The 24,221-nt window shown below is 70.0% G+C and carries 19 protein-coding genes; 12 read left to right on the top strand and 7 right to left on the bottom strand.

Features of this window, described 5'->3' with window-relative positions; all coding sequences use genetic code 11:
- Positions 1–477 precede the first annotated feature (477 nt).
- From AAIB33_RS16185 to AAIB33_RS16175, 3 genes are all read left to right on the top strand, one after another.
- Complete coding sequence (locus AAIB33_RS16185; RefSeq protein ID WP_345800987.1) at positions 478–1,008, top strand: adenylyl-sulfate kinase; 531 nt, start codon at positions 478–480, stop codon at positions 1,006–1,008.
- A 1,338-nt stretch (positions 1,009–2,346) separates the two neighbouring features.
- Positions 2,347–3,279 carry a ParA family protein gene (locus AAIB33_RS16180; protein WP_345800986.1) on the top strand — a complete coding sequence of 311 codons (933 nt, stop codon included), beginning with the start codon at positions 2,347–2,349 and terminating at the stop codon, positions 3,277–3,279.
- On the top strand, positions 3,279–4,253 hold the full coding sequence (locus tag AAIB33_RS16175) for a ParB/RepB/Spo0J family partition protein (RefSeq protein ID WP_345800985.1): 975 nt from the start codon (positions 3,279–3,281) through the stop codon (positions 4,251–4,253). Before AAIB33_RS16180 ends, AAIB33_RS16175 begins: the two co-directional genes overlap by 1 nt.
- A gap of 105 nt (positions 4,254–4,358) precedes the next feature.
- On the opposite strand, the gene AAIB33_RS16170 is transcribed toward AAIB33_RS16175, so the two are convergent.
- Positions 4,359–5,615 (bottom strand): sigma-70 family RNA polymerase sigma factor, encoded by a 1,257-nt coding sequence (locus AAIB33_RS16170; protein WP_345800984.1) that lies wholly within the window; start codon positions 5,613–5,615, stop codon positions 4,359–4,361.
- A 56-nt stretch (positions 5,616–5,671) separates the two neighbouring features.
- Here AAIB33_RS16170 and AAIB33_RS16165 point away from each other — a divergent pair, with 56 nt between their 5' ends.
- Positions 5,672–6,019, top strand: a complete 348-nt coding sequence (locus AAIB33_RS16165; protein WP_345800983.1) for a tryptophan synthase subunit alpha — start codon at positions 5,672–5,674, stop codon at positions 6,017–6,019.
- 29 nt (positions 6,020–6,048) lie between these two features.
- Here the strand turns inward: AAIB33_RS16165 and AAIB33_RS16160 are convergent, their stop codons facing one another.
- From AAIB33_RS16160 to AAIB33_RS16140, 5 genes are all read right to left on the bottom strand, one after another.
- Positions 6,049–6,480 carry a YciI family protein gene (locus tag AAIB33_RS16160; RefSeq protein ID WP_345800982.1) on the bottom strand — a complete coding sequence of 144 codons (432 nt, stop codon included), beginning with the start codon at positions 6,478–6,480 and terminating at the stop codon, positions 6,049–6,051.
- 240 nt (positions 6,481–6,720) lie between these two features.
- Positions 6,721–7,044, bottom strand: coding sequence for a thioredoxin (gene trxA, locus AAIB33_RS16155; RefSeq protein ID WP_345800981.1), 324 nt, complete (start codon positions 7,042–7,044; stop codon positions 6,721–6,723).
- A gap of 73 nt (positions 7,045–7,117) precedes the next feature.
- A complete protein-coding gene (gene trxB / locus AAIB33_RS16150) occupies positions 7,118–8,104 on the bottom strand; it encodes a thioredoxin-disulfide reductase (protein WP_345800980.1) in 987 nt (328 codons plus the stop codon).
- Positions 8,105–8,233: 129 nt separating this feature from the next.
- Positions 8,234–9,832, bottom strand: coding sequence for a murein biosynthesis integral membrane protein MurJ (gene murJ / locus AAIB33_RS16145; protein WP_345800979.1), 1,599 nt, complete (start codon positions 9,830–9,832; stop codon positions 8,234–8,236).
- Positions 9,829–12,156 (bottom strand): DUF6049 family protein, encoded by a 2,328-nt coding sequence (locus AAIB33_RS16140; protein WP_345800978.1) that lies wholly within the window; start codon positions 12,154–12,156, stop codon positions 9,829–9,831. Before AAIB33_RS16140 ends, murJ begins: the two co-directional genes overlap by 4 nt.
- Positions 12,157–12,301: 145 nt before the next feature.
- Here AAIB33_RS16140 and AAIB33_RS16135 point away from each other — a divergent pair, with 145 nt between their 5' ends.
- Entirely contained in the window at positions 12,302–13,840 is a 1,539-nt protein-coding gene (locus tag AAIB33_RS16135) for a methyltransferase (RefSeq protein ID WP_345800977.1), read from the top strand.
- 37 nt (positions 13,841–13,877) lie between these two features.
- Positions 13,878–15,305 carry a CCA tRNA nucleotidyltransferase gene (locus AAIB33_RS16130; RefSeq protein WP_345800976.1) on the top strand — a complete coding sequence of 476 codons (1,428 nt, stop codon included), beginning with the start codon at positions 13,878–13,880 and terminating at the stop codon, positions 15,303–15,305.
- Between the two features lie 112 nt (positions 15,306–15,417).
- Here AAIB33_RS16130 and AAIB33_RS16125 read toward each other — a convergent pair whose 3' ends face one another.
- Complete coding sequence (locus AAIB33_RS16125) at positions 15,418–16,071, bottom strand: NAD(P)H-dependent oxidoreductase (protein WP_345800975.1); 654 nt, start codon at positions 16,069–16,071, stop codon at positions 15,418–15,420.
- Positions 16,072–16,144: 73 nt separating this feature from the next.
- Between AAIB33_RS16125 and AAIB33_RS16120 the strand changes: the two genes are divergently transcribed.
- The 6 genes from AAIB33_RS16120 to AAIB33_RS16095 all read left to right on the top strand — a co-directional run bounded on the left by AAIB33_RS16120 (position 16,145) and on the right by AAIB33_RS16095 (position 24,141).
- On the top strand, positions 16,145–16,483 hold the full coding sequence (locus tag AAIB33_RS16120) for a helix-turn-helix domain-containing protein (protein ID WP_345800974.1): 339 nt from the start codon (positions 16,145–16,147) through the stop codon (positions 16,481–16,483).
- Between the two features lie 63 nt (positions 16,484–16,546).
- Positions 16,547–17,866, top strand: a complete 1,320-nt coding sequence (locus tag AAIB33_RS16115) for a GAF domain-containing protein (protein WP_345800973.1) — start codon at positions 16,547–16,549, stop codon at positions 17,864–17,866.
- A 196-nt stretch (positions 17,867–18,062) separates the two neighbouring features.
- A complete protein-coding gene (locus AAIB33_RS16110; RefSeq protein ID WP_345800972.1) occupies positions 18,063–19,613 on the top strand; it encodes an aldehyde dehydrogenase family protein in 1,551 nt (516 codons plus the stop codon).
- A 127-nt stretch (positions 19,614–19,740) separates the two neighbouring features.
- Positions 19,741–20,139, top strand: a complete 399-nt coding sequence (locus AAIB33_RS16105; RefSeq protein WP_345800971.1) for a DUF779 domain-containing protein — start codon at positions 19,741–19,743, stop codon at positions 20,137–20,139.
- 41 nt (positions 20,140–20,180) lie between these two features.
- The gene (malQ, locus tag AAIB33_RS16100; protein WP_345800970.1) at positions 20,181–22,325 is read left to right on the top strand and encodes a 4-alpha-glucanotransferase; all 2,145 of its coding nucleotides are present in this window, start codon (positions 20,181–20,183) and stop codon (positions 22,323–22,325) included.
- Between the two features lie 178 nt (positions 22,326–22,503).
- On the top strand, positions 22,504–24,141 hold the full coding sequence (locus AAIB33_RS16095) for an ABC transporter substrate-binding protein (RefSeq protein WP_345800969.1): 1,638 nt from the start codon (positions 22,504–22,506) through the stop codon (positions 24,139–24,141).
- The last annotated feature ends 80 nt before the right edge of the window (positions 24,142–24,221 follow it).

The following is a 24,221-nucleotide window of genomic DNA, read 5'->3' as shown; positions in this document are numbered from 1 at the left end:
GTTCTGCGACTGGACGGACGGGCCGCGGCCTCGCTCTTGGTCCTACTCCTGACGAGGCTGCCGACACCAGCATGCTGGCTGCGACTCGCGAGCGGATTCGTGTGCCGGTCGGAGGAGGCCGTCCTCAGATCCGTCCAGACCTCATGCTGGCGGACAAGCGCTACGCGTCGAATGAGTCCCGCTCTACCGCTGCGAGGTCGTGGCATCGCCGCGACGCTCCTCGAATGCGGCGCCCAGATCGCGGACCGACGCGAGTAGCACGGCCAGCCGGTCGAGTTCGGCCATGCCCAGCGGCGAGTTCACGGTGAGTGCAGCGTCGTCGGGCAATCCCTTAACGAGCTGAAGGAACGGCGTGGGATCGCGCCCCGCTCGGACAGGTCCGAGAGCGACCATCAAGCTGCTTTCCGGCTGGGGCAACGCTGCACCGGCGCACCTAACGAGAGCTGGCGCCATCGCGCCATGCGACAGGATGAGCAGATGCAGACGGACACCCCGACGGACGTCATCTTCATCGGCGGCCGCTCGGGAGTGGGCAAGTCGTCCGTGGCTGCGGAGGTCTCGCAGATCTTGGCCCGCGCCGACATCCGCCATGCACTCATCGAGGGCGACAACCTCGATCAGGCATATCCTCAACCCTGGCGCGACGGCATCAAGCTCGCGGAGCAGAACCTCGCGGCGATGTGGAAGAACTACCGAGCCGCCGGCTACTCGCGTCTGATTTTCACCAACAGCGTGAGCGTGCTGCAGATTGCCGAACTGTCCGCCGCACTGGGCGGCGAAACTCACTCGTCCGCGGTCCTGCTGACCGCAACCGACGCGACAGCAGCCCATCGACTCTCGCAGCGAGAGATCGGCTCGGCGCTGGACGAGCACATCGGCCGCAGCAGCCTCGCAGCGCGACGACTCGACGCCGCGAACGAAGCCGTCGTGCGCATCGCCACCGACGACCGCACCGTCGCGGAGATCGCGCACGAGATTCTGGTCAACGCCGGCTGGCTGAGCGCGTAGAGCGCCCGGAGAACGTTCAGCAGAACCGCGCGGTCAGCAGAGGCCTGCGCATGCTCCACCAAGCGCGTGAGGTCGCTCCGCCGCCAGTCGAGAGCATCCGCAAACGCCGGACCCAAGGCCCCGCGCGGCGCAAACTACTAATGTTTCACGTGAAACATCGGTCGAGTACCTTGGGCAGACCCGCCAACGCTGGCCAGAGCCGTCCTCCACCCGCCGCCGGTGACCGACGGCGGGACCGGGGGCATTTGCATCATCCGACAACAGAGACGAGAAGCTTGTCGATGCTTGCCGCCAGAACGACTCGCATGGCGCGAAGGAGCGGGCCGCGCCACACCTTTGCGAAGCCGCGCCGCGGTGGAGAAGGCCGGAGCGCGCCTGGTGGCTGTCGCCCGAAAACTGTTGCGAGCCATCGGGGACACCCCGCGTCGAGTCGTTTCCGAGCGTCGCTGATGGCATCGACAGCGTACTCGAGCCTTGCGGCCGCAATCGCCGTCGCTCCGCCCTCGGCACGAGAGCGAGTGGGAATCTCGGTCCAAAGCCTGGGCAGCAGTACCGAGCTCGACAGCGACACCCGGCAGCAGCGCGCTGCCTGCCGGTCCGGGCAGACTCGTCGGCGTGTAAAGGGCCAGCCGGCTACGAGTCTCGCCTGGGTGCGCGTCTCGTCGACCATCAGGGCGGCAACAGCGCAGACAGTCAGTGCGATGGTCGGCCAGGCGCAACGCGCCGGTGAGGCATCGGTGGAGGGGAACGGCGCTGCGCGCCTCTTCGACGACCCGCGTATGCCGCTGCCGCTCCGTCGTTGAGGCGCCACGATCGCGCCGCGGTGTTCTCTCTGGCATCCTCAGGATGCTCGCTCGCGTCACCGTCAAAGCCGGACGAGCGAATCCCGGGCGTTGATAGTTCGACGATGTGCATCTCCCAGCGTGGCGCAGGGGTCCGACGCGGGTTTCGATACGCGGATTCACTTATCCTCGGCCATCGAGGACGTGTAGAGCGTAGGAGGAGCGGTCCCCCTTCATCGGCTGGGGCCCTTGGCCGGCCCGAAGAACGCCGTCATCGTGTGGGCACCCAAGTGGGAGCTCGTGCTTCTTGCGCGGGAGTCGGAACCCGCGGCTGCTGGGTGGAGCCGCGGGCCCCCATGAGAAGCGGGGCCTGCTGAGAGCTGCGCTCGCACGAAGTAGCTGGCTCGAGGAGGGCTGAGGAGCCTGTCAACCACTCGGGGCAGACGAAAAGGCGGGCCGATTCTCGCTCCCAGAGCGGTGCGGGGCGGGCGTGGGGGTGCACGCGGCTAGAGTGGAGGGGAGGCTCTGACGGCACGCGAAAGGGAGAGTGTTTCACGTGAAACAGCCCGAGAACGCCGAGGCCGCGGCATCCTTCTCGTTCGACGACAGTCCCATCGCTAGAGAACTCGCAGATCTCACAGCGCGACGACGCGCTCTCGAGACGGTCGACGTCGAACTGTCCGGAAACACGCGCGTTCTCACTGTCTCCAACCAGAAGGGCGGCGTTGGCAAGACCACCACGACCGTCAACATCGCGGCGTCACTCGCGTCGGTGGGTGCCCGCGTTCTGGTGATCGACCTCGATCCTCAGGGGAACGCGTCCACCGCGCTCGGGGTGCCGCACACCGCAGACACGCCGTCGGTCTACGACGTGCTCATCGACGAGTTCCCGCTGGCCGACATCATCCAGACGAGTCCCGAGTCGCCGAACCTGCTGTGCGCCCCCAGCACGATCCACCTGGCCGGTGCCGAGATCGAGCTCGTCTCCCAGGTGGCGCGCGAACATCGGCTTCGCACTGCTCTCGACGACTATCTCGGGAGCCTCGACGAGCGTCTCGACTTCGTCCTGATCGACTGCCCTCCGTCGCTCGGGCTGCTCACGATCAACGCCTTCGCGGCCGCGCATGAGCTGCTCATTCCCATCCAGTGCGAGTACTACGCCCTGGAAGGCCTGAGCCAGCTGCTCGGCACGGTCCGGATGATCCAGAAGCACCTCAACCCGCGCCTCTTCCTCTCGACGATCCTGCTGACGATGTACGACGGGCGAACACGCCTCGCCCAGCAGGTCGCCGACGAAGTCCGCCAGCACTTCCCCAACGAAGTGCTGCAGACCGTGATTCCGCGATCGGTCCGCGTGTCCGAGGCGCCGAGCTTCGGGCAGACGGTCATCGCCTACGATGGGCAGTCGGCCGGCGCCATCGCCTACCGCGAGGCCGCCGTCGAGATCATCGCGCACGACACCGCACCACAGAGAGAAGGACGTTCCTGATGGCCAAGCGCACAGGACTGGGCCGAGGCATCGGAGCCCTCATCCCGACGAGCGAGGCGAACGACGAGCGTCCCGTCGACGTCCTCTTCCCGCGGGGCACCGCCGCGACGGCGACGGCCGTCATCGAGCGAGAGGACGAGGAGAGCGTCGAGCAGCTGCTCGAGGTCCCCGGCGCACGACTCGCGCACATCGACCCGCACTCGATCGTCCCCAACCCCCGCCAGCCCCGCACGGTCTTCGACCCCGAGGACCTCGCGGAGCTCGTGCACAGCGTGCGGGAATTCGGAGTGCTGCAGCCCGTCGTCGTGCGCGACACGGGTGAGGGAACCTACGAGCTCATCATGGGCGAGCGGCGCACCCGCGCCGCGCGCGAGGCAGGGCTGGATTCGATCCCCGCGGTCATCCGCGACACGGCCGACGAGCACCTGCTCCGGGACGCCCTGCTCGAGAACCTGCATCGCAGCCAGCTCAATCCCCTCGAAGAGGCATCCGCCTACCAGCAGCTGCTCGAGGACTTCGGCATCACGCAGGAAGAGCTCGCCTCCCGCATCGGTCGCTCGCGACCTCAGATCAGCAACACCATCCGCCTGCTCAAGCTCCCCGTGCCCGTGCAGCAGCGCGTTGCCGCGGGCGTGCTCACGGCCGGGCACGCGCGCGCGATTCTCTCCCTGCACGACAACGACTCGATGCAGCGGCTCGCCGACAAGATCGTCAACGAGGACCTCTCGGTGCGCGCGGCGGAGGCCGCGGCGAAGGGTCCGGATGCCGGGGGCTCGCGCGCCACGAAGCCCCACGCCGGAACGCGGCGAGGACACCTGGACGAGGTCGCCGAGCGACTCGGAGATCGACTGAACACCCGCGTGAGGATCGCGCTGACGGCCAAGAAAGGCCAGATCAGCATTGATTTCGCCAGCATCCAGGATCTCAACCGGATCCTCGAGGAGCTCGGCGAGAGCGGGTTCGGCGCGGCCTGACGCGCCTCGGGCTGGACGTCGACCCCTCGACAAGCTCGGGGACCGAGGTCTGGCCCGCGACAGCCTCGGGGACCGAGGTCTGGTCCGCGACCGGCACCGCCGGGGCTACGCGGTCAGGGCAGCCGCGCGGCGGCGGAGCACCGTCGCCTCGGCCGCGTTGCCGGGGAGCTCGGCTGCGCGGAGGAACGCGGCGGACGCGGCATCCCGAACCTCCAGACGCTCGAGGAGTTCGGCCCGCACGCCATGGAAGGGCCGGAACCCGGAAAGCTCGGGCTCCAGCTCCTCCACGAGAGGCAGCGCGACGGCGGGGCCGTCGAGCATCGACACCGCGACCGCGCGGTTGAGGCGTACGACCGGTGAGGGCGCGAGCGTCAGCAGAGCGTCGTAGAGGCTGACGATGCGGGCCCAGTCGGTGTCGTCCGCGGAGGGGACGATCGCGTGGCACTCGGCGACCGCTGCCTGGATCCCGTAGTAGCCAAGGCCCCGGTCGAAGGACTGGGCCTTCGCGAGGGCGGCCCGACCGCGGTCGATGGCCGACCGGTCCCAGCGACTGCGGTCCTGCTCGGCGAGCGTGAGGGGCAGACCTTCGGCGTCGGACCGGGCCGCGAAGCGGGAGGACTGGAACTCCATCAGCGCGATGAGGGCGTAGACCTCCGGCTCGCGAGGGGCGAGCGCGGCAAGCTGGCGGGCGAGGCGAACGGCCTCCCTGGCGACGTCGGGCCGGGTCGGATGCTCCCCGTCCGCGGGCGCATATCCTTCGGTGAACAGGAGGTAGACGACCTGCAGAACGCTGGCGAGGCGTGCGGGGCGGTCCGCGCGTCCGGGAATCTCGAAGGGCACGTCGGCCTCGGCGAGGGCCCGCTTGGCGCGGACGATCCGCTGCTGCACGGTCGGCACGCTCAGCAGCATGACGCGCGCGATCTGCTCCGTCGTGAGACCCGCGACCGTGCGGAGCGTGAGGGCCAGGCGCGCCGTGGGCGTCAGCACCGGGTGGCACGCGACGAACACGAGACGCAGCACGTCATCGTCGATGCGGTCCGGATCCCCCGCCGCCTCGACGGGGTGCTCACGTTCGGCGAGCAGGGCATCGTGACCGATGAGGTCGACCCGCTGTGCGAGCCGCTCCTGCCGGCGCCACCCGTCGATCGCGCGCCTTTTGGCGACGGTGAGGAGCCAGGCGCCCGGGTTGTCGGGGATGCCGGCCGTCGGCCACGAGCCCAAGGCCTCCACGAGCGCCTCCTGAGCGAGATCTTCCGCCCACGAGAAGTCGCCGATCTGACGGGTGAGGGCCGCGACGATGCGCGCCGACTCGTTGCGCCATACTGCCTCAACCGCACGCCGGGCGTGGCCGGATTCGCTCACCGCGGAACCTCCCGATCGAGAACCCGCACGTCGGACGCTCCCCGTAGGGTGGAGGAATGGCGACGCGCGACGACACCCCCCGCCGGAGGGCGAGTCTCGAGCTGCTGCGCGCGGAGGCGGCCGATGAGCTCTCGGTGCTCGTTCACGAGCGCCTGCGCGCCGGCGAAGATCCGTGGGAGTTCATGGAAGACCTCCCGACCGTCGACGAGCTCGTCGTCTTCACGCTCCGTGCCGAGAACATCCAGGCCGACGGGGGTGCGCGCCCCAACGCGGCTCGCCACTACCGGGTCCTCCGCCAGATCGCGCTCGACTATCCTCCCCTGACGCGCGCCGTGTGGCGCCTGCTCGGAGACGCCAACACGCACCGCCGCTGGGATGCGGTGGTGCGTGCCGACGCGTCGTAGCCGCGACATCCGGTGCCCGTCGAACGCCGTCAGGCGTTGGCCGCGCGCCACTCCTGTGCCTTGCTGGCCCATTCGCTGACGGCGTCGTCCTCACCCTCGGTGATGAAGTCGGACAGCTCCTGCACGCGACGCACTTCGAGTGACGTGCCGGGGCCGAGCGGGCACTTGCGAGCCCAGTGCTCCGCCTCCTCGCGGCTGGCGACCTCGAGGATCCAGAAGCCCGTGAAGATCTCCCGCGCCTCGGCGTAGGGACCGTCGGTGACGACAGGCGGCTGCGACGAGAAGTCGACGCGGAAGCCCTCGCTCGCGTCGGACAGTCCCTCGGCCGACAGGAAGACGCCCGCCTTCTGCAGCTCCTCGTTGTAGGCGCCCATCACCTGGACCACCTCGGCCAGATCGAGCTCTTCGGCCGCCCGGGCGGCCGCTTCGGGCTCGACCTGCATGATCAGCATCCAGCGCATCTCGTTCTCCTTGATCTCATCGGACGTCCGCCCGGATCGAGCCACTCGGCCCGCTCATCCAGTGCGTCGTACGAGGAACACCGATATCGACATCCTTCTCGAAATCGGCCGCAGAAATCCAGGATGCCCCGAACGGCATGAACCGGAGGTGCAGCCCGATCAGCATCCCGAGCATGAGAAAAGCCCCGGTCGTCGTGGAGGAACTCCACCGACGACCGGGGCCGTGAAAGCCGTGGGCCTTTACGCGAGGTAGCTCGCGAGGTCCTGCTCGAGCGCGAACTTCGGCTTGGCACCGATGATCGTCGTCTCGACCTCACCCTTGTTGAAGACCTTCATCGCGGGGATCGAGGTGATCTGGTACTTCATCGCGAGGTCGGGGTTCTCGTCGACGTTGAGCTTCAGGATCGTGATCTTCGAGGGGTGCTCGGTCTGGATCTGGTCGAGGATGGGCGAGACCATGCGACACGGTCCGCACCACTCCGCCCAGAAGTCGACGAGCACGGGGCCGTCGGCCTGCAGGACGTCCTCGTTCCAGGTGCTGGAGCTGGTGGCCTTGGCGGTCATTGGGGGTTCTCCTTCGTCAGAAACCTTCGACTGTGACAACGCGAGGGTGCCGGAAAGTGTTCCCGGACGTCTGTCAGGCCGCGTCGACCTCGGCGAGACCCTCGATCTGGTCGGCATCCGCGTCGGGCGCGCCCGCATCGCCGATCGACGCGAGGAAGTGCTCGACGTCGAGTGCCGCGACGGTGCCGCTACCGGCCGCGGTGACGGCCTGACGGTAGGTCGGGTCGATGACGTCTCCCGCGGCGAAGACGCCGTGCTGAGACGTGCGCGACGAACGGCCGTCGACCCAGATCGTGCCAGCCGGGGTGAGCTCGAGCTTGTCGTGCACGAGGTGCGTGCGCGGGTCGTTGCCGATCGCGACGAAGACGCCCTCGAGCGGCAGCTCACTGAGCGTGCCGTCGATCGTCGAGCGCAGGACGACCCCGGTGACGGCCTCGTCGCCGAGGATGTCGGCCACCTCGCTGTTCCACACGAACTCGATCTTCGGGTTGGCGAAGGCGCGCTCCTGCATGATCTTCGACGCGCGCAGCTCTTCGCGACGGTGAATGACGTACACCTTCGACGCGAACTTGGTGAGGAAGGTGGCCTCCTCCATCGCCGAATCGCCGCCGCCGACGACCGCAATGGCGCGCTCGCGGAAGAAGAAGCCGTCGCACGTCGCACAGTACGAGACACCTCGGCCGGAGAGGCGCTCCTCGCCGGCGATGCCGATCTTGCGGTGTGCGGAGCCGGTCGCGTAGATGAGCGAGGACGCCTCGTGCACCGCGCCGCTGCCGAGCGTGACCCGCTTGATCGGGCCGGCGAGGTCGAGGTCGACGACGTCGTCGTAGACCACCTCGGCGCCGAAGCGCTCGGCCTGCTCCTGCATCTTGGTCATGAGGTCGGGACCCTGGATGCCCTCCGGGAAGCCCGGGAAGTTCTCGACGTCGGTCGTGTTCATGAGCTCACCACCGGCCTCGACCGAGCTCGCGATGACGAGCGGCTCGAGGTTGGCGCGGGCGGCGTAGATCGCCGCCGTGTAGCCCGCAGGACCGGAACCGATGATGATGACGTGACGCACGTCAGCCCCCTTGAATGACTTTTCGGATGACTCAACCCATCGTAGGCGTCCGATATTCCGCGCCCCGATGGTGTGACGGGGGTTCACAGAACCCGTGGAGAACCCGCCCAGCACACTGCCGCGGGATGCTCAGCGACGCAGCACTCGACGCACGATCGGACCGACGACGGCGAGTTCGGGCGCCCGCAGCAGCCACAGCACGCCGAGGTAGACGAGCGAGGAGACAGCGCCGATGAGGGCGGTGCCGATGGCGCCGAGCCAGCGGTCGGAGACCGTCCACCCGTCCACTCCCCCGAGGAGCAGGAAGGTCGCCCAGCCGGCGCCGGCAGCGGGAACGGCGGCGATCACGAACCGTCCGAGCGCCAGCATCCATCCCCCTGTGCCGATTCCCTTCAGGCGCCGATGGAGCAGCCAGGTCGCGACGATGACCTGGATCGTGCTCGAGATCGACTGGCCGAGCGCGACGCCGGCCGCGAGGTACTCGACCGGAAGGGTCGCCTGCGCGATGAGCGCTGTGCCGATGACGAGCGCCGTCTGCAGGAGGGTGAAGAAGAAGGGGGTGCGCGTGTCGTCGTACGCGTAGAACGTCCGCTGCACGACGAACAGGACGGCGAGCGGCACGAGCGACACGAGGAAGCAGACGAGCACGAGCGCGGCCTGCTGCGCCTGGTGTGCCGAGTTGGTGAAGATGCGGGACGCGGGGATGGATGCCACCGCCAGGGCCGCCGTCGCGAGCACCGTGAACAGGCCGAGGGTGCGGATGCTGCTGCCGATGTCGGCGCGGACGTCGTCGTGTCGCCCCGCGTGGGCGTGCTCACTGAGGCGCGTGAAGTAGGGCGTCCCGATCGAGAGCACGATCACGGAGTACGGGAGCATGAAGATGAGCCACGCGTTCTGCGTCGCGAAGACCGATGCGCCCTGGCCGGAGGCGCCCGCGAGGACCCGCGACTGGATGAGCCCCGCGAGCTGACCGGCGATGACCATGAGGAAGGTCCAGGAGGCGAGCCGGCCGAACTCGTTGAGCCCCACACCCCGCCAGCGGAAGTCGGGACGCAGATGCAGGCCCGCCCGGCGCCAGAAGAACAGCAGCAGCACCGTCTGCAGCACGATGCCGAGCGTCGCCGTGCCCGCGACGAGGGCGATCATGCCGTCGGTCCAGCCCTCGACCGACGAGTGATCGGCGCCGAAGAGCACGATGAAGACCGAGAAGCCCGCGATCGACACGAGGTTGTTGATGATCGGAGCCCACGTGTACGGGCCGAACACGCGCCGTGCGTTGAGCATCTCGCCGAGGAGTGCGAAGAGGCCATAGAAGAAGATCTGCGGCAGGCACCAGTAGGCGAAGGCCGTCGCGAGTGCCGTCTGCTCCGGCGTGTAGTCGGGTGCGTAGAGCACGACCAGGAGGGGCGCGAGGATCATCGCGACCGCCGTCGTGCCGAGCAGCACGACGGTGCCGAGGGTGAGGATCTTGGAGATGAAGGACTGGCCGCCGTCGGCGTGCGCGGCGGCCTTGACGATCTGCGGCACGATGATCGCGGTCAGCAGGCCGGCCGAGATGATCGCGTAGATGTTGTTCGGCAGCTGATTCGCCACCGCGAAGGCGTCGCCTGCCTCGCTGCTCACCGAGCCGATCGCCGCGACCAGCACGATCGTGCGGAGGAGTCCGGTGAGGCGCGAGACGATCGTGCCGGCTCCGATGAGGGCGCTCGCGCGCGCGATGCCGCTCATGGTCGGGGCTCCTCAGGGGCGGGATCGATGGATGCCTCTGGCTCGGCGTCGTGGGGTGGCTCGGCGTCCTCGGTGGGATCGGCGTCCGCCGTGGGATCGGCGTCCTCCGTGGGATCGGAGTCCGCCGTGGGGTCGGCGTTCGCCGCAGTGTCGGCCTCGCCCGCGGGCTCCGTCGACGGTTCGCCGCCGGCGGCGGGTGCCGCATCCCCCTTCTTCCGTCCCCGGCGCCGCAGGATCGTGCGGATCACGCCCACCGCGACGAAGCCGACCGCGAGCACGACGAGGACGATGATGCCGATGCCCTCCCAGTCGGCGCGGACGTGCACCTCGCGCAGCTGCGGGTCGCCGATGAGGACGCCGGTGGGACTGCGGAGCTCGAGTGACAGCGTGACGTCGCCGCTGCCGATCTGGGCCTGGACGGGCACTTCGACGCGGCTGTTGCTCTGCGGCTGCGCAACGACCTGGGTCGTGCGCTGCACCTCGAGGCGCAGGTCGTCGGGCGTGGCGAAGAGGGTGACGTTGACGGGGTAGGGGAGGTCGTTGCGCACCCAGACCGGGATGACCGCGCCCGACGTGATGAGCTGGATGGGGCTCGCCCGCAGGATGCCGACCGAGTCGAGCGTCGTCGCGGTGTCTTCGCGATGCGTCGCGAGGGCCGTCGTCCACTCGTCGGACTGCGCGCGCCAGGCGTTGCCCAGCAGCTGCAGGATGTCTGCCCGCTCGGGTCCTGTGATCGTGTCGGGGGTGTCGAGGATGGTCGCGAACTGCGTGAGCGAGTCTTCCCCCGACACGAGCGCCGACACGGCGGCGACGCGCGCCGCGTCGGCGTCCACGCCGGCCACCTCGACGTTCTCCGGAGTCGCGTTGGCGAGCGACCCGAGCGTCGCCGGGGCGACGGACGGCGCCTCGAGCACCGCGGAGATGGCGGTGCGCAGGGCGACGCGCGAGCGGTCCTCACCCCGGTCGACCGTCACGAGGAGCGGCGCGCCCCCGGCGTCGGAGAGCGCGAACGAGAGGTAGGCGGTCGCCGCGGCGAGGTGGGCACCGCGGAGAGGTGCCGCATCGATCGTCGATGCGGACTGGAGCTCTCCGGAGATCGCCGCGTCGTAGACGAGAACGGGATCGTCGCCATCGGCGCCCCGGGCCGTCACGGTGCCGCCGTCGGCGCCGGCGGTCGTCGAGGTCGACGTTACGAGAGTGAGACCCTGCTGGTCGTCGACGCGCACACCGCCGAGCCCCTCGACGACGTCGCCGCCCGCGGTTCCCGTGGCAGGCCAGAAGACGCCCGCCCGTGCGGTGCCGATGTCGAGCAGCTGCTCGTTGTCGGGGTAGATAGGTGCGGTCGGATCGGTCGTGGGGGTGGGCGTCGGAGTAGCGGGGTTTCCGGGCGCGGGCGTGAAGTTCGCCGGCTCCATGTACGCCTGCAGCGACAGGGGTGCGAGCGGCGGCACGATCTTCGCCTGCACCTGGCTGGCGACGTCGGCATCGCCGAACTGCAGCGCGAAGCGCGTGTTCGGCAGGGTCTCGAGGCGCGCCAGCCAGGCCGTCGCGCTCTCGGGCGCCGCGGTGCCGAGCACGCGGATGGCCGCCGCGATCGCCGGGTCGACGGCGAGGATCGCGTCGGTGCCGGCGACCGCATCGAGCTGATTGGTGAGCGAGCCCTCCGGGCCGGTGAGCTCCTGCAGCTGGTCGGACGTGAGGAGGCCGTCGGCGGTCGCGTCGGCCGTGATCGGCATGACGAGCCCCACGTTCGAGGCCGGGGCCGCGGCGTCGGGCACGATGACGACGCTCGTCGACGTGAAGGTCTCGCCGGCCGTCGTCAGGGTCGCCCGCACGGGGTAGACCCCGGGCAGGAGCCCCGTGACGGGGGCGTCGACGGCGATCCCCTGGGTCTGCGACTCGCCCGCCGCCACCGGGAGGAAGGGAATGGAAGCCACCTGCGGCAGCGCCGGATCGTCGATCTTTCCCGCGAGCCACGCGTCGAGCTCGGCGCGGTCGGTGAGGCGCTCGGAACCGAAGGCGAGCGTGACCGTCCCGGGCTCGGTCGGCTCGAACGTGCCGTTGGCGAGCGTGACGGACGCCGTCAGGTGGTCGCCGTCGCGCAGCACGCCGTTGGAGATCGGCGAGAGCGTGAGCACGGCCTCGCCCGGCTCGGCCGACGGGGTGGGCGTGGGCGAAGGGGTCGTGGCGGCGGGGAGGAGGGATGCCTCGGCCGGCGCCGCTGCGACGGGAGCGAGGAGCGCCGCCACGATGCCCACGACCGCCGCGAGAGACGCGCGGGCTCTCCGCGCGCGCGGCACGGAAGGCGGTGGGGACTGAATCATGTGGGGGTTCGCTCCTGTGCGATTCCGGACCGCACGATCGGTGAGATTCTACGGGGGCACCCTTCGAGGCCCCCGAGCACGGACCGCGGTTCGCGGATGCCGCCCTCGGGTGGCTCGCGCCGGATCCCGGCGGTTGAATGGGGGGATGCCGCCGCTCCCCCTTCCCGAGCCCGACGCCGCATTGTGTGCGGCGCTCGCCGACGACCTGCGCGCGGCGGACTTCCACGCCGCGACGATCCGGGAGCGATGGGGAGCAGCGGCGGACGACGCCATTGCCCGCGGCCTGCGCTTCCCCGCTCTCGCCGCCATCGAGGGGGACGACGATCCTCTCGCGGTGCTGGCGCGGCTCCTCGTGCTCGGGATGCCGCAGCCCGCGGAGCTGGTCGACGCGGCACTGCCGCGCACCGGCGGCGACGGGCTCGTGCGCCTCGCCCTCGCGGAGCGGGGGGAGGACGGCATCCATCCCCTCGCCCTCGTGCGGCCGCAGTCGTTCGGCGACGCGCACGGCGACGGCGGATGGTGGATCGCGAGCGACCTGGACGAGACGGCGCTGGGCGGCCCACTTCCCGAGGATCACGTCCTCGGCGTCGGCGGCGCTTCTCTGACGCTCGCCGGGCTGCAGCTGCCGACGCCGGCGAGGCGCGCGCTCGATGTCGGGACGGGATGCGGCATCCAGGCCCTCCGTGCGCGTCGCGCGGTCGACGAGGTCGTCGCGACCGACATCTCGGAGCGGGCAATCCGCTTCGCGCGCCTCAACGCGCTGCTCAATGCCGTCGACGGCATAGAGCTGCGGTCGGGCAGCCTCTTCGACCCCGTGAAGGGCGAGCGTTTCGACCGGATCGCTTCGAATCCGCCCTTCGTGATCACTCCCCGCGCGGCGGAAGTGCCGGCGTACGAATATCGCGACGGCGGAATGATCGGCGACGACCTCGTCGCGGCGTTCGTGCGCGGAGCGGGCGAGCACCTCGAACCGGACGGCGTCGCGCAGCTGCTCGGCAACTGGGAGACGCGCTCAGGGGTCGACGGTCTCGACCGGGTGCGGGAGTGGGTGGCGTCGTCGGCCGTGCCGCTCGACGCGTGGGTTGTGGAGCGCGAGCGCCTCGATCCCCTCGCCTACGCGGAGCTGTGGATTCGCGACGGCGGAACCGTGCCGGGGAGCGCCGAGTTCGCGCGGCTCGCGACGGCGTGGCTCGACGACTTCGCCGAGCGCGAGGTCTCGGCCATCGGGTTCGGGTACATCCTGCTGCGTCGGCCTCGGAGCGGGACGCCGACTCTGACCCGCTACGAGCGGGTCGGCGAGTCGCTGGGTGCGACGCCGGGCGGGCTCGGGCAGCACCTCGCGGACGCGCTCGCCGCGCACGACGCACTCGCCGCGCTTGATGACGCCGCGCTCGCGGCATCCATCCTCCGGGTCTCGCCGGATGTGACGGAGGCGCGCCACCATCTGCCGGGGAGCGAGGCCCCGAGCGTCATCGAGCTGCGCCAGGGCGGCGGCTTCGGACGCACGATCGAGGTCGATCCCGCGCTGGCGGCCCTCGTCGGCGCGTGCGACGGCGACCTCGCCGTCGGGCCCCTCATCGACGCCATCGCTGAGCTGCTCGAAGTGGATGCGGGCGCACTCCGGGAGGACCTGCTGCCACGGGTGCGGGAGCTCGTGTTCACGGGGTTCCTGCTGCTCGGCTGAACCGGGCGCACCACCGATGCCTCGGTAGGCTCGACGCATGCTCAACATGGCCGAGGGCGTCGCGCGCCTCGGCGCGCTCGCCGAGTCACCCGTCGTCGCGACGCTCGCTCGCGCCTTCGCCGAGGCGGGGCGTGAGCTCGCGATCGTCGGCGGACCGGTCCGCGATGCACTCCTCGGGCGCGAGACGCACGACCTCGACTTCACGACGGATGCCCTTCCCGACGACATCCTCAGGATCGTGAAGCCGATCAGTTCTGCCCAGTGGGACGTCGGCCGCGACTTCGGCACGATCGGCGCCCGCATCGACGGCGAGCAGGTCGAGATCACGACCTACCGAGCCGACAGCTACGACGGGGTGACCCGCAAGCCCACCGTCGAGTTCGGCGACACGCTCGAGGGAGACCTCCTCCGCCGGGACTTCACCGTCAACTCGATGGCCCTGCGCGTGCCGGGCCGCACGCTCATCGACCCCACCGGCGGTGTCGAGGATCTGGTGGCGCAGCGCCTGCGCACGCCGAGCGATCCCCGCGTGAGCTTCGGCGACGATCCGCTCCGGATGCTCCGCGCCGCGCGCTTCTCGTCGCAGCTGGGCTTCGACGTCGACCCGGGCACCGCGGAGGCCATCGGCCAGCTTCGCGAGACCCTCGAGATCGTGAGCCCCGAGCGCATCCAGAGCGAGCTCGTGCGGCTGCTGCAGACCGACGACCCCGTGCGCGGCATCCGTCTGCTCGTCGAAACCGGACTTCTCGACGTCTTCCTCCCCGAGATCCCCGCGCTGCGCCTCGAGATCGACGAGCATCACCACCACAAGGACGTCTACGAGCACTCCCTGACGGTGCTGCGCCAGGCGATCTCACTCGAGCAGGCGCGGAATCCGGATGCCTCGCCGGACGTCCCGCTGCGCCTCGCGGCCCTCCTCCACGACATCGGCAAGCCCGCCACGCGACGCCTCGAGCCCGGCGGCGGCGTGAGCTTCTACCACCACGACATCAAGGGCGCCCGCCTCGCGAAGAAGCGCCTGCAGGCGCTGCGCTTCGACACGGACACGATGAACGTCGTCTCGCGCCTCATCGAGCTGCACCTGCGCTTCTTCGGCTACGCCGAGGGTGCGTGGACCGATTCGGCGGTGCGTCGGTATGTCCGGGATGCCGGCCCCGAGCTCGAGCGCCTGCACATCCTCACGCGGGCCGATGTGACGACCCGCAACAAGCGCAAGGCGGCGCGGCTCGCCGGCGCCTACGACGACATCGAGCGCCGGATCGCGGAGCTCGCCGCGCAGGAGGAGCTCGACGCGATGCGCCCCGAGCTCGACGGCAACCGGATCCAGGAGATCCTGGGCATCCGCCCCGGCCGCGAGGTCGGTGAGGCGTACAAGTTCCTTCTCGACCTGCGCCTCGACGAGGGCCTCGTCGGTCCAGAGGAGGCCGAGCGCCGCCTCCTCGCCTGGTGGTCCACCCGCAGCTGACCCCCGCCCGCGCGTCCATAGCCCGTGCTCTGACCGAAAGCCCGTGGTATGGACGTGCCATACCGTGGGCGCTCGGCGAGAGCACGGGCTATGGACGAACGAAGAGGAAGAGTCAGGCGACGTGGCCGCGGCGCGCGGCGAGCTCCTGCCCGTAGGTCGTGGCGGCCGTCTCGGCATTGCGCTTGAGGTCGGCGGCGACGTCGGCGAAGGCGTCGAGCGCGGGGTTCACCCCGACGAGAGTGAAGGGCCGCTGCACGACGCGCAGATCGAGCCCCCACACGTCCTCGAGCACGCGGCGCAGCCACGCCGTCGAGTGATCCCAGCCCTCCTTGGGCGTTCCGGGCGCGTAGTTGCCGCCGAGCACGGTGACGAGGGTCGCCGGCTTGCCGCGGAGAGCGGTGCCCTGCGGGTCGATGCGCGCATCGGTGTAGGCCACGTCGAACCAGGTCTTGAAGTGCTGCGAGACGCCGTAGTTGTACAGCGGAACGGCGAACAGCAGCGCCTCGGCATCGACGAGCTCGTCGGCGAGGGTCTTCGCGAGGGCCCGCGCCTCGAGCTGGCCGGGTGTGCGCTGGTCAGCTTCGACAAAGCCCGACGTCACGGCGTCGGCCCAGGCGGTCGCGGGGATGGGGTCGGCGGCGAGGTCGCGGCGGACGACCTTCGAGTCGGGGTGAGCAGCACTCCATTCGGCCTCCACGAGGTCGGCGAGAGAACGGCTGGCGGACGAAGCGGGCAGGATGCTGGCATCCAGGCGGAACAGCGACATGGTACTCCGATCAGGTGAGCGACTAAGAAAAACATAGCAGCTAAGCCGACTGTAGCACCCGTAGCATGGAGTGATGACCGAGACCGAGACCGACCACAGCGTCTGCGACGCTGCCGTCACCCTCGCGTTCTCGGTGCTCGGCAAGCGCTGGAACGGCATGATCGTCTCGACGCTCGGCGGCGGCCCCTCCGGGTTCGCGGGCCTGCGTCGCGCGGTCTCGGGCATCAGCGACGCCGTGCTGTCCGATCGGCTCGCGGAGCTCTCCGAAGCGGGACTCGTCGTGCGCGAGGTCGACCCCGGCCCTCCCGTATCGGTCAGCTACACCCTGACCGACGCGGGCCGCCGCCTGCTGCCGATCCTCGACGACCTCGGCCGCTGGGCCTCGGACAACCTGGTCGCCCTCGCCGACTGATCACGGCGCGGCATCGCCCGCCTACACTGGACGCACGCTCCCCGACGTCGATCGGAGCCCGCGATGAGTTCAGCGTGGTCGCCGAGGCGCGAGTCGGCACCCGAGAACTCGCGGCTCCTCATCGAGCGTGCCCACGAGGAGTTCGTCGCCGGCAACACGGGCGACCTGCGGCTCGACGACATCCGTCCGCTCGTCCGGGACTCGTGGCGGCGCTCGCTCGCGCACCTCGTCGGAGCAGAGGCCCTTCCGCCCCTCGACCTCGCATCGTCGCAGCTCGAGGAGTACCGCCGCGCACACCCCCTCGCGGGGGTGATCGACATGATCCGCGGCCTGCTCGTGCCGGGCGATCCCGACGACGCCGGGGTCGTCGTCGCGGTCGGCGATGCCGCCGGGCGACTGCTGTGGGTCGAGGGCGACCGGCGGGTGCGCGCCCTGACGGGCGACATGGGATTCGTCCCGGGGGCGAACTGGTCGGAGGATGCCGTCGGCACCTCCGCCCCGGGCACCGCGATCACGCTCGACCGCTCGGTGCAGATCCGCGGGGCGGAGCACTTCAACCGGCTCGTGCAGCCGTGGTCGTGCACCGCGGCGCCCGTCCACGATCCCGAGACCCGCCGCATCCTGGGCGTCATCGACGTGACGGGAGGCGATCAGGTCGTCACGCCTCAGGCCCAGTTGCTGGTGGATGCCACGGCCCGCGCGGTCGAGGGAGAGCTGCTGCTCGCCCGGCTCCGCGCCCGGGAGCAGCAGCCGCCGCGGCGGGCGGCGCGGAGGGCCGAGACCGCGCGGACGACTCTCCGCGTGCTGGGGCGGGACCGGGCACTCCTCGAGGTCTCCGGCGACGGCGTAGAGACGGTGTCGGAGCTCGGACTACGGCACGCCGAGCTGCTCCTCATGCTTGCGACGCACCGCCAGGGGCTCTCCGGCGAGCGCCTCGGTGAGCTCGTGTACGGCGACCCCGAGGCTTCTGTGACGCTGCGCGCCGAGATTGTGCGCCTGCGCAAGGCGCTCGAGAGAGCTGCGCCGCACCTCGTGCTCGAGTCCCGGCCGTATCGCCTCACGAGCACGGTCGAGACCGACGCGCACCAGGTGCTGTCGCTCCTCGACCGGGGAGCGCACCGCGTCGCGCTCGCCGCCTACCGCGGCGAGGTGCTCCCCGACTCGACGGCGCCCGGGGTGGAGGAGTTCCGCGACTCGGTGCGTGTCGCCCTCCGCGAAGCGCTCCTGGCCGAGGCATCCATCGACGTGCTCCTCGCCTTCGCCGACACACCGGCCGGCGCGGACGACGAGGAGCTGCTGCGGCTCTGCCTCTCGATGCTCCCGGCGCGCTCGCCGAAGCGGGCCGGTCTCGTGGCGCGGATCGAGCGCCTCGAGACCGACTAGCCCAGCGCCTTCCGCTGCATGTCCCACCTTCGGTGCTCAACGAGCTCCGGAACAGCCGAAATCGGGACACCACAGCGAGAAATCGGGACATGAGGGAGGGATGCCGCGGCGGCCGGTGCAACGTCATGCAACGTTGCGCGGCCTACCGTCGACGCATCGCGGCACCGAAGCCGCGGACAGCGTCGAAGGAGACAGCATGACCATCGTCGAAGAGGGCGTCTCGAGCATCTACGCCGCCCCGGGGCAGCGCGGCTCGGTCGCCGACTACCGGCCCCGCTACGGCCACTACATCGGCGGCGAGTTCGTCGAACCGGTCAAGGGCCAGTACTTCGAGAACATCTCACCGGTCAACGGCAAGCCGTTCACCGAGGTCGGTCGCGGCACGGTCGAAGACATCGATCGGGCGGTGGATGTCGCGTGGAGGGCGTTCGAGTCCTGGAAGCGGACGACCCCGGCCGAGCGCGCCGTCATCCTCAACAAGATCGCCGACCGCATCGAGCAGAACCTCGAGAAGATCGCCGTCGCCGAGACGTGGGAGAACGGCAAGCCCGTCCGCGAGACCCTCGCCGCCGACATCCCGCTCGCCGTCGACCACTTCCGCTACTTCGCCGGCGTGCTCCGCGCGCAGGAGGGCTCGCTCAGCCAGCTCGACGAGGACACCGTGGCGTACCACTTCCACGAGCCGCTCGGGGTCGTGGGCCAGATCATCCCGTGGAACTTCCCGATCCTCATGGCGACGTGGAAGCTCGCCCCCGCTCTGGCCGCCGGCAACTGCGTCGTGATCAAGCCCGCCGAGCAGACTCCGGCATCCCTCCTCTTCCTCTTCGAGATCATCGGCGACCTCCTCCCCGCCGGTGTCGTCAACATCGTCAACGGGTTCGGCATCGAGGCGGGCGCTCCGCTCGCGCAGCACAAGCGCATCCGCAAGGTCGCGTTCACCGGTGAGACGACGACGGGCCGGCTCATCATGCAGTACGCGTCGCAGAACCTCATCCCCGTGACCCTCGAGCTCGGAGGCAAGAGCGCCAACGTCTTCTTCGAGGACGTCGCGCGCGACACGGACGACGCCTACTACGACAAGGCGCTCGAGGGCTTCACGTTCTTCGCCCTCAATCAGGGCGAGGTCTGCACCTGCCCGTCCCGCGCGCTCATCCAGCGCTCCATCTACGACCGGTTCCTCGGCGACGGCCTCGACCGGGTGTCGAAGATCGTGCAGGGCAACCCGCTCGATCCCGCCACGATGATCGGCGCGCAGGCATCCAACGACCAGCTCGAGAAGATCCTCAGCTACATCGACATCGGCACGCAGGGCGGCGCGAAGCTGCTTGCCGGCGGCGAGCGCGTCGACCTCGGCGGCGATCTGAGCGAGGGCTACTACGTCGCCCCGACGGTCTTCGAGGGCACGAACGACATGCGCATCTTCCAGGAGGAGATCTTCGGCCCCGTCGTGTCGGTCACGTCGTTCGACGACTTCGACGACGCCGTCTCGATCGCCAACGACACGCTCTACGGCCTCGGCGCGGGCGTCTGGAGCCGCTCGGGCGACATCGCCTATCGCGCCGGCCGCTCGATCGAGGCGGGCCGCGTCTGGACGAACACCTACCACCAGTACCCCGCGCACGCGGCGTTCGGCGGGTACAAGCAGTCCGGTATCGGCCGTGAGAACCATCTCAAGATGCTCGACCACTACCAGCAGACGAAGAACCTCCTCGTCTCGTACGCCGAGGGAGCGATGGGCTTCTTCTGATCCGGAGCGCCTCCCCTCGCTCGCCTGCTCGACGACCGGTTCCCCATGGCGGTCGTCGAGCGGGCGCGAGGCATCCTTCGACAAGCTCAGGAACCACCCTTCGACAGGCTCACGAACGGGGAGAAGCATGGCCGAGATCTCCATCCACTCGCGCGTCGCGGTGACGGATGCCGCGGCATCCCTCCTCCGCGATCTCACGGCGCAGCACGGCCCGCTCATGTTCCATCAGTCGGGTGGATGCTGCGACGGCAGCGCGCCCATGTGCTTCCCGGTCGGCATGTTCCAGACCGGGCCGAGCGACGTGCATCTCGGCTCCCTCGACGTCGGCCTCGGCGAGGCCATCGACGTCTACATCTCCCAGGCCCAGTTCGAGTACTGGAAGTACACGCACCTCACGATCGACGTCGTCCCCGGCCGGGGCGCCGGCTTCAGCGTCGAGGGGCCGACCGGCAACCGCTTCCTCATCCGCAGCCGGATGCTGACCGAATCCGAACTCGACCACTTCGGCATCGGGCCCGGCGGGTGACGTAGCCCTCGTCCCCTGGCAGGATCGTGGGCAGGGGGCCCATGACGACGAACGACAGCCCGACGCCGACGCTCACGGCACTCGCGGAAGCCCACGGCGTCGCGACGGCCTACTGGTCGTTCTTCGGCGATCGCGTCGAGGTGCCCGCTTCGACACTGCGGCTCATCCTCGCGGCGATGGGCGTCGACGCCGGCGACGAGACGGCTGCGCTGACCGCCGCCGAAGAGGCTTCCTGGCGGGCGCTCCTTCCACCGTCGATCGTCGTGCGCCGCGGCGCGGGCGAGGTGCTCGTGCACGTCTTCGACGGCCGCGATGTCGAGCTCTCGGTGACGCTCGAGGACGGGTCGGTGCGCGGCATCCCGATTCCCGCTCAGCAGCCGGAGTCGCGACGCATCGACGATCTCCCGGTGTGGCGCGTCCGCGTGCCGCTTCCGGCCGACCTGCCGCTCGGCTGGCACACGCTTCACGCCCGCGAGCACCTCAGCGGCGCCCCGCAGCGCACGTGCGACGCGATCCTGGTCGTGACGCCCGACCGGCTCTCACAGCCGCCCACGCGCCCGGGCGCCGGTGAGCGCGCGTGGGGGCTCATGGCACAGCTCTACTCCGTGCGGTCGCGGGAGTCGTGGGGCATCGGCGACTACGCCGACCTCGGCGACCTCGCGACGGTCGCGGCCCAGCGGGACGCCGACTTCCTCCTCGTCAACCCGATCCACGCGGCCGAGGTGACGACGCCCATCGAGCCGTCGCCGTACCTTCCGGCGACCCGGCGGTTCATCGCGCCGCTGTACATCCGGCCCGAGGACGTCCGCGAGGCCGCCTATCTGAACGCGGAGGGCCGTGCCCGGCTGCGGGCGGCGAAGGCGCCCGCGGCGGCGACGAATGCCGATCCCGAGCTCGTCGACCGCGACCTCGCCTGGACGGCCAAGCGCTCCGCCCTCGAGGTCGTCCACGCCTGGCCGCGCAGCGCGGCGCGGCAGCAGTCGCTCGACGCGTTCGTCGCCGCGGGCGGCCAGGCACTGCAGGACTTCGCCCTGTGGTGCGCCCTCGAGGAGCACTTCGCCGACCTCCCCGCGGACGGCAGGCCCGAGGAGGCGCGCGACATCGGCTCGCCCCTCGTCGCCGGGCTGCGCGCCGAGCTCGCGGACCGGGTCGCGTTCCATCTGTGGCTGCAGTGGGTCGCCGACGAGCAGGCGCAGGCGGCGCAGCGCGCCGCCAAGGACGCGGGCATGAGCATCGGCGTCATGCACGACCTCGCGGTCGGGGTGGATCCGCTCGGATCGGATGCCTGGTCGCTGCGCGACCTGTACGCGCCGGGCATCCGGGTGGGTGCTCCGCCCGACATGTACAACCAGCAGGGCCAGGACTGGAGCCAGCCGCCGTGGCTGCCGTCGGCGCTCGCCGCGTCGGGCTACGCGCCGCTCCGCGACATGGTGCGCAACCTCCTCCGGCACGCCGGCGCGCTGCGCATCGACCATGTCATCGGGCTCTTCCGGCTCTGGTGGATCCCGTCCGGCTTCGGTCCGACGGCCGGCACGTACGTGCGCTACGACCACGAGGCGATGATCGGCGTGCTCGCGCTCGAGGCCGAGCGGGCCGGTGCGGTCGTCATCGGCGAGGACCTCGGCAACGTCGAGCCGTGGGTGCGCGACTACCTCGCCTCACGCGGCGTGCTCGGCACGTCGGTGCTGTGGTTCGAGTACGAGGGAGATGGCCTGAAGCCGCCCGAGCATTACCGGCGCGAGGTGCTCGCGACCGTCAACACGCACGATCTGCCCCCGACAGCCGGCTACCTCGCCGGCGAGCACGTCGAGCTGCGGGCGCGGCTGGGTCTGCTGACGGAGCCCGTCGAGCAGGCGCGCGCCGAGGCGCGGGACGAGAGGGAGCGGATGCTGGCCACCCTGCGCGAGCGGGGACTCATCGACGCCGACCCGACCGAGCAGGAGGTCGTCGAGGCGCTGCACGTGCTGCTGACAGCATCCCCGTCCCTCCTCCTGGGCATCGCCTTGGTGGATGCCGTCGGCGAGCGGCGGGTGCAGAATCAGCCCGGCACCCACCGGGAGTACCCGAACTGGCAGGTGCCGCTCGCGGGGCCGGGTGGACAGTGCGTGCTCATCGACGACCTGCCCCGCAACGCTCGTTTCGTCTCGCTCACGCGCGCCGTCGACCGGGCGCTCCGCGGCGAGTAGGGCCGGCCGCTTCGGAGCCGCCCAGAGCCATCGGGAGGCATCCGGTGTCAGGATCGAAGGGTTTCAGTCTCGTTACGAATCGTTCACTCGATTGCCCTCCGGGCCGCAGCGGATGAAGATATCCCGAGTGGCTGCGTCGCCTGGCGCGGCCGATCCGTTCACAGCAGAGGTAGCACTCATGTCACTGCACCACAGCGCGCGCGGCCGTCTCGGCCTCGCCATCGGGGCCTTCGGGGCCTCGGCTCTCCTTCTCGCCGGCTGCGCCGGCGGCGGCGGGGGTTCGTCCACCGAGAGCGGCAGCGCCTCCGGTGGCGACATCATCGTCGGCACCACCGACAAGATCACGTCGATCGACCCCGCGGGCTCGTACGACAACGGCTCCTTCGCCGTCATGAACCAGATCTACCCCTTCCTCTTCAACAGCCAGTACGGCACGGCCGATGTCACGCCCGACATCGCCGAGTCGGGCGAGTTCACCTCGCCTACCGAGTACACGGTGAAGCTCAAGGACGGCCTGAAGTTCGCCAACGGCAACGACCTGACCTCCTCGGACGTCAAGTTCTCCTTCGACCGTCAGCTCGCGATCGCCGACCCGAACGGCCCCTCGTCGCTGCTCGGCAACCTCGACAGCGTCGAGACGCCCGACGACACGACCGTCGTCTTCCACCTGAAGAGCGGCAACGACCAGACGTGGGAGCAGATCCTCTCGACGCCGGCCGCGCCGATCGTCGACGAGGACGTCTTCTCGCCCGACAGCGTGACGCCCGACAACGACATCGTCAAGGGCAAGGCGTTCGCCGGCCAGTACGTCATCGACTCGTACAAGGTCAACGAGCTCATCTCCTACTCGCCCTACGCCGACTACAAGGGCGAGCTGCCCGCCGCGGCCAACAAGAGCGTGACGGTCAAGTACTACTCCGACCCGTCGAACCTCAAGCTCGACATCGGCAACGGCGACATCGACGTGGCGTACCGCAGCCTGTCGGCGACCGACATCGACGACCTCTCGAAGAACGACAAGGTCCAGATCGTCAACGGCCCCGGCGGCGAGATCCGCTACATCGTGTTCAACTTCAACACGATGCCCTTCGGCGCGACGACGAGCGAGGCCGACCCCGCGAAGGCTCTCGCCGTCCGCCAGGCCGCGGCCGACCTCATCGACCGCGAGGAGCTGTCGAAGGACATCTACAAGAGCACCTACACGCCGCTCTACTCCTACGTCCCGCAGGGACTCAAGGGCGCGAACGAGGCGCTCAAGGGCCTCTACGGCGACGGAAAGGGCGGCCCCGACCTCGACAAGGCGAAGCAGACCCTCGAGTCGGCCGGCGTCACGACGCCCGTCACGCTCAACCTGCAGTGGAACGGCGAGCACTACGGCCCGTCGTCGGGTGACGAGTACGCCGCCATCAAGTCGCAGCTCGAGGACGGCGGCCTGTTCACCGTCAACCTCCAGCAGACCGAGTACGTGCAGTACGTCAAGGACCGCACGGCCGACGTCTACCCCGAGTACCAGCTCGGCTGGTTCCCGGACTACTCCGACGCCGACAACTACCTGACGCCCTTCTTCTCGAAGGAGAACTTCCTGGTCAACCACTACGACAACCCGGAGGTGCAGGACCTCATCACGAAGCAGCTGACGGAGACCGACGCCGCCGCTCGTGAGCAGGAGATCGGCCAGATCCAGGACCTCGTCGCGCAGGACCTCTCGACGCTGCCGCTGCTCCAGGGCACGCAGATCGCCGTCGTGGGCAAGGATGTCAACGGCACGACGCTCGACGGATCCTTCAAGTTCCGTTACGCACCGCTGACGAAGTAGTACCCGAGCGCGGGCCGGCAGGCCGGGCGCCGGGGCGGATGCGCATCCGTCCCGGGCTCGGCGGCCGGCCCGCGCCATAC

This window comes from Microbacterium sp. AZCO, from assembly GCF_039614715.1.
Classification (GTDB): Bacteria; Actinomycetota; Actinomycetes; order Actinomycetales; family Microbacteriaceae; genus Microbacterium.
The sequence above is the reverse complement of the archived record's forward strand: the minus strand, read 5'-3'. Positions and strand labels throughout refer to the sequence as shown.